The sequence below is a fragment of the Modestobacter sp. URMC 112 genome (assembly GCF_053502575.1).
On sequence record NZ_CP199957.1, the window covers coordinates 782,349 to 799,098 of the forward strand.

At 70.9% G+C, this 16,750-nt stretch carries 16 protein-coding genes; 13 read left to right on the top strand and 3 right to left on the bottom strand.

Translation table 11 applies throughout. The features are described from left to right. The first annotated feature begins 106 nt into the window (after positions 1-106). Positions 107-4,012, top strand: a complete 3,906-nt coding sequence (locus ACWIX6_RS03765) for a DNA-directed RNA polymerase subunit beta' (RefSeq protein ID WP_448615514.1) — start codon at positions 107-109, stop codon at positions 4,010-4,012. Between the two features lie 217 nt (positions 4,013-4,229). Here ACWIX6_RS03765 and ACWIX6_RS03770 read toward each other — a convergent pair whose 3' ends face one another. The 3 genes from ACWIX6_RS03770 to ACWIX6_RS03780 all read right to left on the bottom strand — a co-directional run bounded on the left by ACWIX6_RS03770 (position 4,230) and on the right by ACWIX6_RS03780 (position 6,757). Further along, a complete protein-coding gene (locus tag ACWIX6_RS03770; protein ID WP_448615515.1) occupies positions 4,230-5,276 on the bottom strand; it encodes an LLM class F420-dependent oxidoreductase in 1,047 nt (348 codons plus the stop codon). Positions 5,277-5,431: 155 nt separating this feature from the next. Beyond that, positions 5,432-5,647, bottom strand: a complete 216-nt coding sequence (locus tag ACWIX6_RS03775) for a hypothetical protein (RefSeq protein ID WP_448615516.1) — start codon at positions 5,645-5,647, stop codon at positions 5,432-5,434. Between the two features lie 78 nt (positions 5,648-5,725). Further along, the gene (locus tag ACWIX6_RS03780) at positions 5,726-6,757 is read right to left on the bottom strand and encodes a hypothetical protein (RefSeq protein ID WP_448615517.1); all 1,032 of its coding nucleotides are present in this window, start codon (positions 6,755-6,757) and stop codon (positions 5,726-5,728) included. Positions 6,758-7,415: 658 nt separating this feature from the next. Here ACWIX6_RS03780 and rpsL point away from each other — a divergent pair. From rpsL to rpsC, 12 genes are all read left to right on the top strand, one after another. Next, positions 7,416-7,790, top strand: a complete 375-nt coding sequence (gene rpsL, locus ACWIX6_RS03785; RefSeq protein ID WP_153359811.1) for a 30S ribosomal protein S12 — start codon at positions 7,416-7,418, stop codon at positions 7,788-7,790. Between the two features lies 1 nt (position 7,791). Then, positions 7,792-8,262, top strand: a complete 471-nt coding sequence (gene rpsG / locus ACWIX6_RS03790) for a 30S ribosomal protein S7 (protein ID WP_448615518.1) — start codon at positions 7,792-7,794, stop codon at positions 8,260-8,262. Positions 8,263-8,350: 88 nt separating this feature from the next. Then, a complete protein-coding gene (gene fusA / locus ACWIX6_RS03795; protein WP_448615519.1) occupies positions 8,351-10,450 on the top strand; it encodes an elongation factor G in 2,100 nt (699 codons plus the stop codon). A gap of 95 nt (positions 10,451-10,545) precedes the next feature. Further along, complete coding sequence (gene tuf / locus ACWIX6_RS03800; RefSeq protein WP_448615520.1) at positions 10,546-11,739, top strand: elongation factor Tu; 1,194 nt, start codon at positions 10,546-10,548, stop codon at positions 11,737-11,739. A gap of 118 nt (positions 11,740-11,857) precedes the next feature. Then, positions 11,858-12,163, top strand: coding sequence for a 30S ribosomal protein S10 (gene rpsJ, locus ACWIX6_RS03805; protein ID WP_014742859.1), 306 nt, complete (start codon positions 11,858-11,860; stop codon positions 12,161-12,163). A 14-nt stretch (positions 12,164-12,177) separates the two neighbouring features. After that, positions 12,178-12,843 carry a 50S ribosomal protein L3 gene (gene rplC, locus ACWIX6_RS03810; protein ID WP_448615521.1) on the top strand — a complete coding sequence of 222 codons (666 nt, stop codon included), beginning with the start codon at positions 12,178-12,180 and terminating at the stop codon, positions 12,841-12,843. Continuing rightward, positions 12,840-13,814 (top strand): 50S ribosomal protein L4, encoded by a 975-nt coding sequence (gene rplD, locus ACWIX6_RS03815; RefSeq protein ID WP_448615522.1) that lies wholly within the window; start codon positions 12,840-12,842, stop codon positions 13,812-13,814. Before rplC ends, rplD begins: the two co-directional genes overlap by 4 nt. Continuing rightward, the gene (gene rplW / locus ACWIX6_RS03820; RefSeq protein ID WP_014742856.1) at positions 13,811-14,113 is read left to right on the top strand and encodes a 50S ribosomal protein L23; all 303 of its coding nucleotides are present in this window, start codon (positions 13,811-13,813) and stop codon (positions 14,111-14,113) included. The genes rplD and rplW overlap by 4 nt, the downstream gene beginning before the upstream one ends. A gap of 69 nt (positions 14,114-14,182) precedes the next feature. Next, complete coding sequence (gene rplB / locus ACWIX6_RS03825) at positions 14,183-15,016, top strand: 50S ribosomal protein L2 (RefSeq protein ID WP_448615523.1); 834 nt, start codon at positions 14,183-14,185, stop codon at positions 15,014-15,016. A 23-nt stretch (positions 15,017-15,039) separates the two neighbouring features. After that, the gene (rpsS, locus tag ACWIX6_RS03830) at positions 15,040-15,321 is read left to right on the top strand and encodes a 30S ribosomal protein S19 (RefSeq protein ID WP_091061398.1); all 282 of its coding nucleotides are present in this window, start codon (positions 15,040-15,042) and stop codon (positions 15,319-15,321) included. Between the two features lie 27 nt (positions 15,322-15,348). Further along, the gene (gene rplV, locus ACWIX6_RS03835; RefSeq protein ID WP_448615524.1) at positions 15,349-15,813 is read left to right on the top strand and encodes a 50S ribosomal protein L22; all 465 of its coding nucleotides are present in this window, start codon (positions 15,349-15,351) and stop codon (positions 15,811-15,813) included. Further along, complete coding sequence (gene rpsC, locus ACWIX6_RS03840; protein WP_448615525.1) at positions 15,813-16,748, top strand: 30S ribosomal protein S3; 936 nt, start codon at positions 15,813-15,815, stop codon at positions 16,746-16,748. Before rplV ends, rpsC begins: the two co-directional genes overlap by 1 nt. Positions 16,749-16,750: the final 2 nt, after the last annotated feature.

Consider the following 16,750-nt stretch of genomic DNA (forward strand, 5'->3'; position numbering starts at 1 on the left):
GCCCCTGGGAGGGGGCCGCTGCTGGGGGCGCTGAGGACCAGCGCCCCCAGCAGCTCAGGACAAACAGCAGAGATTGCAGTAACTAGCCCCTGAAGGGGGTCACAGAGTGCTCGACGTCAACTTCTTCGACGAACTGCGTATCGGCCTTGCGAGCGGCGATGACATCCGCCAGTGGTCGCACGGTGAGGTGAAGAAGCCGGAGACCATCAACTACCGCACCCTCCGCCCGGAGAAGGACGGTCTCTTCTGCGAGAAGATCTTCGGTCCCACCCGGGACTGGGAGTGCTACTGCGGGAAGTACAAGCGCGTCCGCTTCAAGGGCATCATCTGTGAGCGCTGCGGCGTCGAGGTGACCCGGGCCAAGGTCCGCCGCGAGCGGATGGGCCACATCGAGCTGGCCGCGCCGGTCACCCACATCTGGTTCTTCAAGGGCGTCCCCTCCCGCCTGGGCTACCTGCTCGACCTGGCGCCCAAGGACCTCGAGAAGATCATCTACTTCGCCGCCTACCTGATCACCACCGTCGACGACGAGGCGCGTCACCGCGACCTGCCGACCGTCGAGGCGGAGATCAGCGCGGAGAAGCACAACCTGGAGTCCCGACGGGACGCCGACGTGGAGGGTCGCCAGCAGAAGCTGGAGGCCGACCTCGCCGAGCTCGAGGCCGAGGGCGCCAAGTCCGACGTGCGCCGCAAGGTGCGCGAGGGCGGCGAGCGCGAGATGCGCCAGATGCGCGACCGCGCGCAGCGGGAGATCGACCGCCTCGACGAGGTGATGGACACCTTCCGCAAGCTCGAGGTCAAGCAGCTCATCGCCGACGAGGGCCTCTACCGGGAGCTGCGGGACCGCTTCGGGGAGTACTTCGAGGGCGGCATGGGCGCCGCGGCGCTGCAGAAGCTGCTCGCCGACTTCGACCTCGACGCCGAGGCCGTCTCCCTGCGCGAGACCATCCGCAGCGGCAAGGGGCAGCGCAAGCTGCGCGCGCTGAAGCGGCTCAAGGTCGTCGCGGCCTTCCAGCAGACCCAGAACTCGCCCATGGGCATGGTGCTGGACTGCGTCCCGGTCATCCCGCCGGACCTGCGCCCGATGGTGCAGCTGGACGGTGGCCGGTTCGCCACCAGCGACATGAACGACCTGTACCGCCGGGTGATCAACCGGAACAACCGGCTGAAGCGACTGCTCGACCTGGGCGCGCCGGAGATCATCGTCAACAACGAGAAGCGGATGCTCCAGGAGTCCGTGGACGCGCTGTTCGACAACGGCCGCCGCGGCCGTCCGGTCACCGGGCCGGGCAACCGCCCGCTGAAGTCCCTGAGCGACCTGCTCAAGGGCAAGCAGGGCCGGTTCCGGCAGAACCTGCTGGGCAAGCGCGTCGACTACTCCGGCCGTTCGGTCATCGTCGTCGGCCCGCAGCTGAAGCTGCACCAGTGCGGCCTGCCCAAGCAGATGGCGCTGGAGCTGTTCAAGCCCTTCGTGATGAAGCGGCTGGTCGACCTCAACCACGCGCAGAACATCAAATCCGCCAAGCGGATGGTGGAGCGCGCGCGGCCGGTCGTCTGGGACGTGCTCGAGGAGGTCATCACCGAGCACCCGGTGCTGCTGAACCGGGCGCCGACGCTGCACCGCCTGGGCATCCAGGCCTTCGAGCCGCAGCTGGTCGAGGGCAAGGCCATCCAGATCCACCCGCTGGTCTGCACCGCGTTCAACGCGGACTTCGACGGCGACCAGATGGCCGTCCACCTGCCGCTGTCGGCCGAGGCGCAGGCCGAGGCCCGCATCCTGATGCTGTCCTCGAACAACATCCTGAGCCCCGCCGACGGCCGCCCGATCACCGCGCCCACCCAGGACATGGTGCTCGGCCTCTACCACCTGACGACCCTCGTCGCGTCGCCGACGGAGGCCGTCGAGGGCGCGCTGCCCGAGGCCTTCTCGTCCACGTCCGAGGCGATCATGGCCTACGACAAGGGCGCGCTGGGTCTGCAGGAGCGGGTCTGGATCCGCCTGGACGAGGTCTTCGGCGTCGACAACGGCAAGGTCAACGAGCCGTGGGAGGCCCCCGAGGACTGGGAGCCGGGTCGGCCGGCGCTGGTGCACACCAGCCTGGGCCGGGTGCTGTTCAACGAGGCGCTGCCCGAGGACTACCGCTTCGTCAACTACCAGGTGCCGAAGAAGGAGCTCGGGGCGATCGTCAACGACCTCGCCGAGCGCTACCCCAAGGTGCAGGTCGCGGCGACGCTGGACGCCCTGAAGTCGGCCGGTTTCCACTGGGCGACCCGCGCGGGCATCACGATCGCCATCGACGACGTCGTCACCCCGCCGTCCAAGCAGGCGATCCTGGACCGCCACGAGGACGAGGCCGGCAAGATCGAGCGGCAGTACGAGCGCGGTGTCATCACCGACAACGAGCGGCGTGCCGAGCTCATCGAGATCTGGACCCGCGCGCGGGCCGAGGTCAGCCAGGCCATGGTGGACAACTTCCCGACCACCAACCCGGTGTGGGTCATGGTCAACTCCGGCGCCCGCGGCAACATGATGCAGATCAGCCAGATCGCCGGCATGCGCGGCCTGGTGGCCAACCCGAAGGGCGAGATCATCCCGCGGCCGATCAAGGCCAACTTCCGGGAGGGTCTGTCCGTGCTGGAGTACTTCATCTCCACGCACGGCGCCCGCAAGGGCCTGGCGGACACCGCGCTGCGGACCGCCGACTCCGGGTACCTCACCCGCCGGCTGGTCGACGTCTCGCAGGACGTCATCATCCGTGAGGAGGACTGCGGCACCGAGCGTGGCGTGGTCATGCCGATCGGCACGCTGGTCGACGGCCGGGTCAGCCGTGACCCGCACGTGGAGACCAGCGTCTACGCCCGCGCCCTGGCCGCCGACGTGGTGGCCGAGGACGGGACGGTCATCGCGCAGGCCGGCGCGGACCTGGGTGACGTGCTCATCGCCCAGCTGGTCGACGCCAACGTCTCCGAGGTGAAGGTCCGCTGCGTCCTCACCTGCGAGTCGCTGCTCGGGACCTGTGCGACCTGCTACGGCCGGTCGCTGGCGTCGGGCAAGCTCGTGGACGTCGGCGAGGCGGTCGGCATCATCGCCGCCCAGTCCATCGGCGAGCCGGGCACCCAGCTGACGATGCGCACCTTCCACACCGGTGGTGTGGCCGGTTCGGACATCACCCACGGTCTGCCCCGCGTGGTCGAGCTCTTCGAGGCCCGTGTCCCCAAGGGCAAGGCCCCGATCGCCGAGCTGGCCGGGTCGGTCCGGATCGAGGACAGCGAGCAGTTCCGCAAGCTGACCATCACCCCGGACGACGGGTCCGACGAGGTCGTCTACGACAAGCTGTCGCGGCGTTCGCGGCTGCGGGTCGAGGACGGCGGCCACGTCGAGGTCGGCGAGCAGCTGACCGAGGGTGCCGTGGACCCGCACGAGGTGCTGCGGATCATGGGCCCCCGCGAGGTCCAGCTGCACCTGGTCCGCGAGGTCCAGGAGGTCTACCGCAGCCAGGGTGTGTCGATCCACGACAAGCACATCGAGGTGATCATCCGCCAGATGCTGAAGCGGGTGACCATCATCGACTCGGGCGCCACCGAGTTCCTGCCCGGTGCGCTGGTCGAGCGGACGCTGTTCGAGACAGAGAACCGTCGGGTGGTCGCCGAGGGCGGCGAGCCCGCCTCGGCCCGTCCGGTGCTGATGGGGATCACCAAGGCGTCCCTGGCGACGGAGTCGTGGCTGTCCGCGGCCTCGTTCCAGGAGACCACCAAGGTGCTCACCGACGCGGCGATCCAGGGCAAGAGCGACAGCCTGCTCGGGCTCAAGGAGAACGTGATCATCGGGAAGCTGATCCCGGCCGGCACCGGCATCAGCCGCTACCGGAACATCACGGTCGAGCCCACCGAGGAGGCCCGCGCGGCGGTGTACACCATGGCCGGCTACGACGACGGGCAGTACTACAGCCCCGACGTCTTCGGTCAGGGCTCCGGCGAGGCGGTCCGGCTCGAGGAGTACGACTGGCGCTGACGCGCTGAGTGAGTGACGAGAGGCCCCGGGAGCACGGCTCCCGGGGCCTCTCGCCGTCGTGCGGGCGTCACGTGACGTGACCACGGGCCACGTCGGGGACGGGTGCCACCCCGCGGCGGAAGCCGCGTCCGTTCCGACGACGGGGCCCGGAGCAGAAGGACCCCGGCCCGCTCACCCCTCGCAGGCTCGGGGCGAGCCTCCGGCCGGGGCCGAGGGACTAGAGGGCGTCACAGAGCCGGCGCATCGTCTCCACGGTGCGCAGCCGGCTCTCGCGGGTGTCGTCCATCGGCTGCACGTTGATCGTGGTGACGCCGGCCTCGGCGAACGCGGCGATCCGCTCGGCGACGTGGGACTCCGGGCCGATCAGCGACGTGGCCCGCACCAGGTCCTCGGGGACGGCGGCCGCGGCCTCGTCCTTGCGGCCGGCGAGGTAGAGGTCCTGGATGGTCGCGGCCTCCTCCTCGTACCCGTAGCGCCGGGCGAGGTCGTTGTAGAAGTTCTTGCCCTTCGCGCCCATGCCGCCGACGTACAACGCGAGACTCGGGCGGACGGCCTCCAGCAGGTGCTCGACGTCGTCGCCGATCGCGACGGGGACGCCGACGACGACGTCCAGCTCACCCAGCGCCGGGTCGCGCTTCGCCTTGCCCGCGGCCAGCGAGGCCCCCCAGACGTCCTCGGCCCGCTCGGGGTTGAAGAAGATGGGTTCCCACTTCTCCGCGATCTCCGCGGCCAGCTCGACGTTCTTGGGCCCGATCGCGGCCAGCAGCACGGGGATCCGCTCGCGGACCGGGGTGTTGATCAGCTTGAGCGGCTTGCCCAGGCCGGTGCCCTGGTCGGCGGGCAGCGGGACGGTGTACTTGGGGCCGTCGTGGACCAGCCGTTCGCGCCGCCACACCTGCCGGCAGATCTCCACGACCTCGCGGGTGCGCTGCAGCGGCGCGTCATAGGGCACGCCGTGCCAGCCCTCGACCACCTGCGGCCCGGAGGCCCCGAGGCCGAGGGTGAAGCGGCCACCGGACACGAAGTCCAGTCCGGCCGCGGTCATGGCCGTCAGCGCGGGGGTCCGGGAGTAGATGGGCAGGATGCCGCTCATCAGCTCGACCCGTTCGGTGACCGCGGCCAGGTACCCCAGCTGGCTGACGGCGTCGAACGTGTAGACCTCGGCGACCATCGCGAGGTCGAGGCCGGCGGACTCGAGGTCGCGGATCTCCGCCGCCGTCTCCGCGAAGCCCCCGGCGTAGCTGGCCTGGATACCGATGCGCACGCGTCCTCCTCAGCGAGCGCGGTGCCCCTCGTCGGCACCGCTGCGGGCGACGCTAGCGCCGGTGACCGGCCGGCCTGGGGCCGGGGCGGCCGCCGGCGGCCTGGTCCAGAGGCTCGCCCCGAGTCTGCGAGGGTGAGGAGGACCAGGTCCTTCTCCTACAGGGCCCGCACCGGGCCGATCACGTGCGTGACCACCCGGACGCCGTCCACGTCCCGGGGCACCCGCGACCCCGCGCCGGCCTCGGTCAGGTCGACCCGCACCACGTACTCGGCGTCCTGCCGGGCCAGGCCCACGGCAGCCACCCCGGGGTCGCCGGCGAAGCGGGCGGCCAGGGCGGACTTGGCGGCCCGGGCGGAGGCACGGTCGGTCATGCCCCCATCGTGCCCCGCCGGACCGCCGGCGGACAGTGCTCCTGCACCCGATGGCCCCCTGCAGGGCCCCGCCGCGAGCTAGCGAGTGGTGGGGGGCAGGGGGTCCTTCGCCCAGTCCACCCCGAGTTCGCGGAGCACGGTGGCCATCGGGTTGGCGAACGTGACCCCGCCGCCGGCGCTCCCGCCGGTCGAGGAGCCGGCGAACAGCAGGCCCAGCGGCGCGCGGTCCCTGCCGCGCCAGATGACCGAGCCGCTGTCGCCGCCGGCGCTGAACGCGCCGGTGAGGCCCTCGATCTCCACCTGGTCGTCGAAGGTGACGATGCCCTCGTCGTACTGCACGCCGACGCCGTCCACCTCCACGGCGGTGACCCGGCCGCGGGTGTGCCCGGTGGTGCGGCCCACCTTCTCCACCAGCTCGTCGGGGTCCACGTCGTCGACCGCGGCCACCAGCGCCGCCAGCGCGCCGCCCGGGTAGCCGGCCGGGTCGGCCGTCTCCGCCGGGTCCAGCACGGCCACCGCGGCGTCGACCAGGTTGCCCGGCTCGGGGGAGAGCGGCACGGACGACGACAGGACGCCGATCCGGTCCGCCGGGGTGCCGCCGTCGGCGACCCCGGGCTGCAGTGCCGCGTCGCCCGCGGTCGCCGCGTCACTGGCGGCCAGCACGTGGTTGTTGGACAGCACCAGCAGCCGGTCGTCCCCGGGCGCCCGGACGAAGCCGCCCAGCGTGCCGGCGGAGACGGCGGGGTGGCCGACCGAGAGCCCGGGGCGCAGCGGGCGCACCCGTCGCTGCAGCTCCTCGGGTGACGACCCGGGGGAGGACAGCGGCCGCACCCGCCCGATGACCCGCACGTCCACCTCCCCGCGGGCGGCCTCGTCCAGGCCGCCGAGCACCGCGGCCGCGTCGGCCTCCGCCACCAGCCGGACCGCCAGGTGCACCGACCGGGGTCCCACCGGCGCCAGCCCGAGCGCGACGCCGCTCCACCGGGTCGCCCCACCGAGGTCGTACGCCTCCGCCTGCCCGGACCCTCGGGGGAGCACGCTGCCCGGCGGTGCGTCGGACAGCCGCTGGGACAGCAGGGCCTTGAGCTCACGGGCGGAGTCGGGCAGCACGGGGCCTCCGGGGGTGGCGGGGGGGCGGGTCGACCCCGACGGTAGGGCGGGGGTGTGACAGCAGCGATGCGGGCGGGCCCGGACGGGTGGTCACTCCCGCCGCCGGTGCGGGCGCGCTACTGTGACCGGCGGTACGGTCCCGGCCGGCCACCGCAGGCCACGTAGCTCCCGCCCTCCTCGGGGCAGGGGAGCCCGCCCGGCCCCCGGTGGCCGGGCGCCGAGGCAGTACGCCGCACCTGGACGGGAATGTGTCGCCCCCGGCGATGGTTCTGCCTGTGCGGTGGCTGACCCGGCGCCCGCGCAGGCATCCGGACCCGGTTTGCACCGGGTTCCGATGCCCGGGTATCGTGGTCAGCCGTGCCCAGGGAGACCTGGGCCTTGCTCCCGTTCGCGGTGCACCTGGGTGCCCGGAGGTCGTCCACGACCCCCGGTGCCGGGGGTCCCGCCCGCCGCCAGGCGGGCTGGCCGGTGCCGAGTCGCGAGGGGCGGACGAGTCGGTTCCACCAATCTGGCCGGTTCTCGCGAAGGGCGACACGCCCGACCGCGTGTACCGGACAGGGTCGTGCGGGCAGACTCAGGCCGGGCCACCGGGCACACCACAGCAGTGCACCACCCATCCACAGCACGACCCAGCGCAGGCAGGAGATCCAGGCCACCCATGCCCACGATCCAGCAGCTGGTCCGCAAGGGCCGCGAGGACAAGGTCGAGAAGACCAAGACCCCGGCGTTGAAGGGTTCCCCTCAGCGCCGCGGCGTGTGCACGCGCGTCTACACGACGACGCCGAAGAAGCCGAACTCGGCGCTGCGCAAGGTCGCTCGCGTCCGCCTCACCAGTGGCATCGAGGTGACCGCCTACATCCCGGGCGTCGGCCACAACCTGCAGGAGCACTCGATGGTGCTCGTGCGCGGCGGCCGGGTGAAGGACCTCCCCGGCGTCCGCTACAAGATCATCCGTGGCTCGCTGGACACCCAGGGCGTCCGCAACCGCAAGCAGGCTCGCAGCCGGTACGGCGCGAAGAAGGAGAAGAGCTGACATGCCTCGCAAGGGACCCGCTCCCCGTCGTCCGCTCGTCGCCGACCCGGTGTACCAGTCGCCGCTGGTGACCCAGCTGGTGAACAAGGTGCTCGTCGACGGCAAGCGCTCGGTCGCCGAGGCGATCGTCTACGGCGCCCTGGAGGGCGTCCGGGCGAAGAACGACACCGACCCGGTCGTCACGCTCAAGCGTGCGCTGGACAACGTCAAGCCGGCTCTCGAGGTCCGCAGCCGCCGCGTCGGCGGTGCGACCTACCAGGTGCCGATCGAGGTCCGCGCCTCCCGCAGCACCACCCTCGGCCTGCGCTGGCTCATCCAGTACAGCCGGGCCCGCCGCGAGAAGACGATGACCGAGCGCCTGATGAACGAGCTGCTCGACGCGAGCAACGGCCTCGGCGCCGCCGTGAAGCGGCGCGAGGACACCCACAAGATGGCCGAGTCGAACAAGGCCTTCGCGCACTACCGCTGGTGACCCCCGGTCGACCAGCAGCCGCTGCCCGCGGTGAGACCGGGCGACCCCCGGTCACCGCGCACGGACGAACAGGAAGAGGAGTGACGTAATGGCCCAGAACGCGGCCCAACTCGCCAAGACCCGCAACATCGGGATCATGGCGCACATCGACGCCGGCAAGACGACGACGACCGAGCGGATCCTCTTCTACACCGGCATCAACTACAAGATCGGTGAAGTCCACGACGGCGCGGCCACGATGGACTGGATGGAGCAGGAGCAGGAGCGCGGCATCACCATCACGTCGGCCGCGACCAAGTGCTCCTGGAACGACCACGACATCAACATCATCGACACCCCCGGGCACGTCGACTTCACCGTCGAGGTGGAGCGGTCCCTGCGGGTGCTCGACGGTGCTGTTGCGGTCTACGACGGTGTCGCCGGCGTGGAGCCGCAGACCGAGCAGGTCTGGCGGCAGGCGGAGAAGTACGGCGTCCCGCGCATGTGCTTCGTCAACAAGCTCGACCGCACCGGCGCGGACTTCTTCCGGTGCGTCCAGATGATGATCGAGCGGCTGGCCGCCAACCCGCTGGTGCTGCAGCTGCCGATCGGTGCCGAGGCCGACTTCATCGGCGTCGTCGACCTGGTGCAGATGCGCGCGCTGACCTGGCGCGGCGAGACCAAGATGGGCGAGGACTACGCCATCGAGGAGATCCCCGCCGAGCTGGCCGACCAGGCCGCCGAGTACCGCGAGAAGCTCCTGGAGAACATCGCCGACTTCGACGACTCGCTGATGGAGGACTACCTCGGAGGCGAGGAGATCACCGTCGACCGGCTGAAGGCCGCCATCCGCAAGGCGACCATCGCCGGCCAGGTCAACCCGGTGCTCACCGGGACGGCGTTCAAGAACAAGGGCGTGCAGCCGCTGCTCGACGGGGTCGTCGACTACCTGCCCAGCCCGCTGGACATCGAGGCCATCGTCGGTACCGCGCTCGACGGCGAGACCGAGGTGCTGCGGCACGCCGACGAGGACGAGCCGTTCTCGGCACTGGCGTTCAAGATCCAGACCGACCAGCACCTGGGCAAGCTCACCTACATCCGGGTCTACTCCGGCAAGCTGGACGCCGGGTCCCCGGTGCTGAACAGCACCAAGGACCGCAAGGAGCGGGTCGGCAAGATCTACCAGATGCACGCCAACAAGCGCGAGGAGCGCCAGGGCGTGGGTGCCGGCGAGATCGTGGCCGTCAACGGCATGAAGCAGACGACCACCGGGGACACGCTCTGCGACCCGCAGAAGCCGGTGATCCTGGAGTCGATGACCTTCCCCGCGCCGGTCATCTCGGTGGCCATCGAGCCGAAGACCAAGGGCGACCAGGAGAAGCTGGGCACCGCGATCCAGAAGCTCGCCGAGGAGGACCCGACGTTCCAGGTCCGCCTGGACGAGGAGACCGGCCAGACCGTCATCTCCGGCATGGGCGAGCTCCACCTGGAGATCCTGGTCGACCGCATGCGGCGCGAGTTCCGCGTCGAGGCGAACGTCGGCAAGCCCCAGGTCGCCTACCGCGAGACGATCCGCAAGGCCGTCGAGAAGGTCGACTACACCCACAAGAAGCAGACGGGTGGGTCGGGCCAGTTCGCCAAGGTGCAGGTGAGCATCGAGCCGCTCGAGGTCGCCGCCGACGGCCCGACCTACGAGTTCGTCAACGCCGTGACCGGTGGTCGCATCCCGCGGGAGTACATCCCGTCGGTCGACGCCGGCATGCAGGACGCGATGCAGTACGGCATCCTGGCCGGCTACCCGATGGTGGGCGTCAAGGCGACCCTCGTCGACGGCCAGTACCACGAGGTCGACTCCTCGGAGATGGCCTTCAAGATCGCCGGCTCGATGGTCTTCAAGGAGGCCGCACGCAAGGCCAGCCCGGCCCTGCTCGAGCCGTTGATGGCCGTCGAGGTCGTCACCCCCGAGGACTACATGGGTGACGTGATCGGCGACCTGAACTCCCGCCGCGGGACCATCCAGGCGATGGAGGAGCGCTCCGGCGCCCGCGTCGTCCGGGCCCTGGTGCCGCTGTCGGAGATGTTCGGCTACGTGGGCGACCTGCGCAGCCGCACCCAGGGACGGGCGAGCTACACCATGGTGTTCGACACCTACGCCGAGGTTCCCTCCAACGTCGCCAAGGAGATCATCGCCAAGGCGACCGGCGAGTAACCGGTGGGCGGCTGACGCCGCCGGCCACCGCGAGCGTGAGCTCGCACCCCCCAGACACGCGAACGACTGCGAAGAACCGACCGAGAGGAACCTCAGTGGCCAAGGCCAAGTTCGAGCGGACCAAGCCGCACGTCAACATCGGCACCATCGGGCACATCGACCACGGGAAGACGACGCTCACCGCGGCGATCACCAAGGTCCTGCACGACAAGTATCCGAACCTCAACGAGGCGTCCGCGTTCGACCAGATCGACAAGGCGCCCGAGGAGAAGGCCCGCGGCATCACGATCTCGATCGCGCACGTGGAGTACCAGACGGAGAACCGTCACTACGCGCACGTCGACTGCCCCGGTCACGCCGACTACATCAAGAACATGATCACCGGTGCGGCGCAGATGGACGGCGCCATCCTGGTGGTCGCGGCGACCGACGGCCCGATGCCGCAGACCAAGGAGCACGTCCTCCTGGCCCGCCAGGTCGGCGTCCCCTACATCGTGGTGGCCCTGAACAAGGCCGACATGGTGGACGACGAGGAGATCCTCGAGCTCGTCGAGCTGGAGGTCCGTGAGCTGCTGTCCGAGTACGAGTTCCCGGGCGACGACGTCCCCGTGGTCCGCGTCTCCGCGCTGAAGGCCCTCGAGGGCGACGCCGAGTGGGGCGACAAGCTCATGGAGCTCATGGACGCCGTCGACACGGCCATCCCCGAGCCCGAGCGTGAGATCGACAAGCCGTTCCTCATGCCCGTCGAGGACGTCTTCACCATCACCGGCCGCGGCACCGTGGTGACCGGTCGCGTGGAGCGCGGCATCGTCAAGGTCTCCGAGGAGATCGAGATCGTCGGGATCCGTCCCGGCTCGCACAAGACGACCGTCACCGGCGTCGAGATGTTCCGCAAGCTGCTCGACCAGGGCCAGGCCGGTGACAACGTCGGTCTGCTGCTGCGCGGCATCAAGCGCGAGGACGTCGAGCGCGGCCAGGTCATCGTCAAGCCGGGCTCGATCACCCCGCACACGAACTTCGAGGGCTCGGTCTACATCCTCTCGAAGGACGAGGGTGGCCGGCACACGCCGTTCTTCAACAACTACCGTCCCCAGTTCTACTTCCGGACGACGGACGTCACCGGCGTCGTGACCCTGCCCGCGGGCACCGAGATGGTCATGCCCGGCGACAACACCGAGATGACGGTCGAGCTGATCCAGCCGATCGCCATGGAGGAGGGCCTGCGCTTCGCCATCCGCGAGGGTGGCCGCACCGTCGGCGCCGGCCGGGTCGTCAAGATCAACAAGTGAGTCCCCGGTGGGCGGCGGCCGGACGGCCGCCGCCCACCCCCCGGGTCGCCCCGGGACCCCCGGGTCAACCGACCCAGTGACCCCAGAACCACCCGATCGGCAGGAGCGAAGACAGGCGATGGCGGGACAGAAGATCCGCATCCGGCTGAAGGCCTACGACCACGAGGCCATCGATGCCTCGGCGCGGCGCATCGTGGACACGGTGACGAAGACCGGAGCGCGCGTCGTCGGCCCGGTGCCGCTGCCGACGGAGAAGAACGTGTACTGCGTGATCCGCTCGCCGCACAAGTACAAGGACTCGCGCGAGCACTTCGAGATGCGCACGCACAAGCGGCTCATCGACATCCTCGACCCGACGCCGAAGACGGTGGACGCGCTCATGCGCATCGACCTGCCGGCCTCGGTCGACGTCAACATCCAGTAAGGGCTGTTCCAGACATGGCGAGCACATTCCGTGGTCTCCTCGGCGAGAAGCTGGGGATGACCCAGGTCTTCGACGAGAACAACCGCATCGTGCCGGTGACCGTCGTCAAGGCGGGCCCGTGCGTGGTCACGCAGGTCCGCACCCCCGAGAAGGACGGGTACTCCGCCGTCCAGCTCGGCTTCGGCGCGATCGACCCCCGCAAGGTGAACAAGCCCGAGGCCGGGCACTTCGCCAAGGCGGGCGTCACGCCCCGGCGGCACGTCGTCGAGCTGCGCACCGAGGACGCCAGTGACTACCAGGTGGGCCAGGAGCTGACCGCCGAGGTCCTCTCCGACGTCGCCAAGGTCGACGTCATCGGCACAAGCAAGGGCAAGGGCACCGCCGGCGTCATGAAGCGTCACGGCTTCAAGGGCCTCGGCGCCGGCCACGGCACCCACCGCAAGCACCGCGCCCCCGGCTCGATCGGTGGCGCCTCCACCCCCGGCCGCGTCTTCAAGGGCGTCCGGATGGCCGGTCGCATGGGCAACGTCACCACGACGACGCTCTCGCTGACCGTCCATGCGGTCGACACCGAGAAGGGCCTGGTGCTGATCAAGGGCGCCGTCCCCGGTCCGCGCGGGGGGCTGCTGCTCGTCCGTTCCGCGGTCAAGGGCGGGCCCGTGAGGAGTGACGAGAAGTGAGCCAGCCGACCGACACCCGGACCGACCGCCAGGTCGACGTCCGCACCCCGGCGGGGGAGACCTCCGGCAGCGTGACGCTGCCCGGCGAGCTCTTCGACGCCCCGGCCAACGTGTCCCTGCTGCACCAGGTCGTCGTCGCCCAGCTCGCCGCGGCGCGCCAGGGCACGCACTCGACCAAGACGCGCGCCCAGGTCAGCGGCACCGGCGCCAAGCCGTACCGCCAGAAGGGCACCGGCCGGGCCCGTCAGGGGTCGCTGCGTGCGCCGCAGTTCTCCGGCGGTGGCATCTCGCACGGCCCGGTGCCGCGCAACTACGACCAGAAGACGCCCAAGAAGATGAAGGCCGCCGCGCTGCGCGGTGCCCTCTCGGACCGGGCCCGCGAGGACCGCGTGCACGTGGTCTCCGCGTTCGTCGACGGGGACACCCCCTCGACGAAGTCCGCGCTGGCCGTGCTCAACGGCATCACCACCGCCAAGCGCGTGCTGGTCGTCCTCGACCGCGACGACGTCCTCAACTGGATCAGCCTGCGCAACGAGCCGCGGGTGCACCTGATCGAGGCCGGCCAGCTCAACACCTACGACGTGCTCGTCGCCGACGAGGTGGTCTTCACCGAGACCGCGCTCGCCGAGTACGTCGCCGGGCCGGCCAAGGGCAAGAGCGTCACGGGGCGCGCCTCGTCCGCCGAGCTGCCCGACCTGTCCACCTCGGGGCTCTCCGGCGGCGTGCCGTCGATCGCCCCGGCCGAGGGCGAGGGCACCGTCGAGGTGACCTCCGCGTCGGCGGCCCCCCAGTCGGTGGCCGCCAAGCCGCGGACGACGGCTCCCGCCGCCGACCCGCAGGAGGCCGCTCCGTCCACCGCCGCCGAGGCCGCTGCCGCGCCCGCCGAGCAGGCGGCCGCCGCCAACGCCGGGCCGGACGCGCAGGCGCCCACCGAGGACGGCACCACCGACACCACCGAGGAGAAGGCATGAGCGTCCGCGACCCCCGGGACGTCCTGCTGTCCCCGGTCATCTCGGAGAAGAGCTACGGCCTGCTCGACGAGAACAAGTACACGTTCATCGTCCGGCCGGACGCGAACAAGACGCAGATCAAGATCGCTGTGCAGCAGGTCTTCAACGTGAAGGTCCTCGCCGTCAACACGATCAACCGCCAGGGGAAGAGGAAGCGCTCCAAGGGCGCTGTGATGGGGAAGCGCAAGGACACCAAGCGCGCCATCGTCTCCGTCGCCCCCGGCGACCGCATCGAGCTCTTCGGGGGCCCGGGCGCCTGACGGCTTCCGCCGTCGCCAGCCCGGACCACCGATCGGACCAGAGAGAACAGACAGGGACTCTGAGGAACCATGGCCATCCGTAAGTACAAGCCGACGACGCCGGGCCGCCGCGGCTCGTCCGTCGCCGACTTCGCCGAGGTCACCCGCGACCATCCCGAGAAGTCGCTGGTCCGGCCGCTGCACGGTCGTGGCGGGCGCAACGTCCACGGCCGGGTCACCGCCCGGCACCAGGGCGGCGGGCACAAGCGCGCGTACCGGCTGATCGACTTCCGCCGGGCCGACAAGGACGGCGTGCCGGCCAAGGTCGCGCACATCGAGTACGACCCGAACCGCACCTCGCGGATCGCGCTGCTGCACTTCGCCGACGGTGAGAAGCGCTACATCATCGCGCCGGCGCGGCTGAAGCAGGGCGACACCGTCGAGTGCGGCCCGGCCGCGGACATCAAGCCGGGCAACAACCTGCCGCTGCGCAACATCCCGGTCGGCACGGTGGTCCACGCCATCGAGCTGCGCCCGGGTGGCGGGGCCAAGATCGCCCGCTCGGCCGGGACCAGCGTCCAGCTGGTCGCCCGCGAGGGCCGCTTCGCCCAGCTGCGGATGCCCTCGGGCGAGATCCGCAACGTCGACGTCCGCTGCCGCGCGACGGTCGGCGAGGTCGGCAACGCCGAGCAGTCGAACATCAACTGGGGCAAGGCCGGCCGGATGCGGTGGAAGGGCAAGCGCCCGACCGTCCGCGGTGTGGCCATGAACCCGGTCGACCACCCGCACGGTGGTGGTGAGGGCAAGACCTCCGGTGGCCGCCACCCGGTGAACCCGAAGGGCAAGCCGGAGGGCCGGACGCGCAAGCGGAAGGCCAGTGACGCCATGATCGTGCGCCGCCGGCGCACCGGCAAGAAGCGCTGAGCGGGTAGAGGAGCTCTCCAGACATGCCACGTAGCCTCAAGAAGGGCCCCTTCGTCGACGACCACCTGCTCGCCAAGGTGGACGCCCAGAACGAGAAGGGCACCAAGAACGTCATCCGCACCTGGTCGCGGCGCTCGACGATCATCCCCGACATGCTCGGCCACACCCTCGCGGTGCACGACGGCCGCAAGCACGTCCCGGTCTTCGTGACCGAGGCGATGGTCGGGCACAAGCTCGGCGAGTTCGCGCCCACCCGCACGTTCCGCGGGCACGTCAAGGACGACCGCCGGTCGCGGCGCGGCTGACGGCCGACCAGGTAGAGAGAAGCTGACATGACTTCCCAGTTGGGACAGGAGACGCCGGTCGCCCGGGCCACCGCCCGGTTCGTCCGCGTCACCCCGATGAAGGCGCGCCGGGTGGTGGACATGGTCCGCTACCTGCCGACCTCCGAGGCGCTCGCGCTGCTGCGCTTCGCCCCGCAGAGCGCCAGCGAGCCGGTGGCCAAGGTCGTCGCCAGCGCGGTGGCCAACGCCGAGCACAACCTCCGTCTGGACCCGGCCGCCCTCGTGGTGAGCGCGGCGTTCGTCGACGAGGGCCCGACGCTCAAGCGGATCCGTCCGCGGGCGCAGGGCCGGGCGTTCCGCATCAACAAGCGGACCAGCCACATCACCGTCGAGGTCACCGAGGTGAGCTCGAACGCCGAGCTCGCCCAGCGGTCTCGCAAGGCACGGCGCGACACCGGGCAGTCCGGCCCGGCCGTCCAGCAGAAGAGCAACACGAGGGGAGGGACCCGCTAGTGGGTCAGAAGGTCAACCCGCACGGGTTCCGGCTCGGCATCACCACCGACTACAAGTCCCGGTGGTACGCGGACAAGCTGTACGCGGACTACGTCAAGGAGGACGTGGCGATCCGCAAGCTCATGGGCAAGGGCATGGAGCGCGCCGGCATCTCGAAGGTGGAGATCGAGCGCACCCGTGACCGCGTCCGGGTGGACATCCACACCGCGCGCCCGGGCATCGTCATCGGCCGCCGCGGCGCCGAGGCCGACCGCATCCGCGGGGAGCTGGAGAAGCTCACCGGCAAGCAGGTGCAGCTGAACATCCTCGAGGTGAAGAACCCCGAGTCGGACGCGCAGCTGGTCGCCCAGGGTGTCGCCGAGCAGCTGTCCAGCCGTGTCAGCTTCCGCCGCGCGATGCGCAAGGCCATGCAGTCCGCCCAGCGCAGCCCGCAGGTCAAGGGCATCCGGGTGCAGTGCTCCGGTCGTCTGGGCGGCACCGAGATGAGCCGGTCGGAGTTCTACCGCGAGGGTCGCGTGCCGCTGCACACCCTCCGGGCGAACATCGACTACGGCATCTACGAGGCCCGCACGACCTTCGGCCGCATCGGCGTCAAGGTCTGGATCTACAAGGGCGACGCCAGCGGTTCGCGCGCCGAGCGGGAGGCCCTCGAGGCGCTCGCCCAGCGTCAGCAGCGCCGCGAGCGGGCCCAGCGTCCGCAGCGCCGGTCGGGCTCGACCGGCACCACCGCCGGCGGCACCGAGGCCGGTCGCGCAGCGGCCGAGACCCCGGCCGGCCAGGCTCCCGAGGCGTCCGCCGACACCGTCGACACCACGGCCAGCGCCGTGGCCGCGACCTCCGGCGACGCCGCTCCCGCACAGAGCGTCGGCGAGGCCGCCGGCGCCGAGGGCACCGCGGCCGCCACGGCCGCCGGTGCCGAGAACACGGAGGGCTGACA

Excerpts from the sequence above, each read along its gene's own strand:
- ACWIX6_RS03775 (WP_448615516.1), bottom strand. The coding sequence starts at position 5,647 with ATGACCGACCGTGCCTCCGCCCGGGCCGCCAAGTCCGCCCTGGCCGCC.
- rpsL (WP_153359811.1), top strand. The coding sequence starts at position 7,416 with ATGCCCACGATCCAGCAGCTGGTCCGCAAGGGCCGCGAGGACAAGGTC.
- rpsG (WP_448615518.1), top strand. The coding sequence starts at position 7,792 with ATGCCTCGCAAGGGACCCGCTCCCCGTCGTCCGCTCGTCGCCGACCCG.
- fusA (WP_448615519.1), top strand. The coding sequence starts at position 8,351 with ATGGCCCAGAACGCGGCCCAACTCGCCAAGACCCGCAACATCGGGATC.
- rpsJ (WP_014742859.1), top strand. The coding sequence starts at position 11,858 with ATGGCGGGACAGAAGATCCGCATCCGGCTGAAGGCCTACGACCACGAG.
- rplC (WP_448615521.1), top strand. The coding sequence starts at position 12,178 with ATGGCGAGCACATTCCGTGGTCTCCTCGGCGAGAAGCTGGGGATGACC.
- rplW (WP_014742856.1), top strand. The coding sequence starts at position 13,811 with ATGAGCGTCCGCGACCCCCGGGACGTCCTGCTGTCCCCGGTCATCTCG.
- rplB (WP_448615523.1), top strand. The coding sequence starts at position 14,183 with ATGGCCATCCGTAAGTACAAGCCGACGACGCCGGGCCGCCGCGGCTCG.
- rpsS (WP_091061398.1), top strand. The coding sequence starts at position 15,040 with ATGCCACGTAGCCTCAAGAAGGGCCCCTTCGTCGACGACCACCTGCTC.
- rplV (WP_448615524.1), top strand. The coding sequence starts at position 15,349 with ATGACTTCCCAGTTGGGACAGGAGACGCCGGTCGCCCGGGCCACCGCC.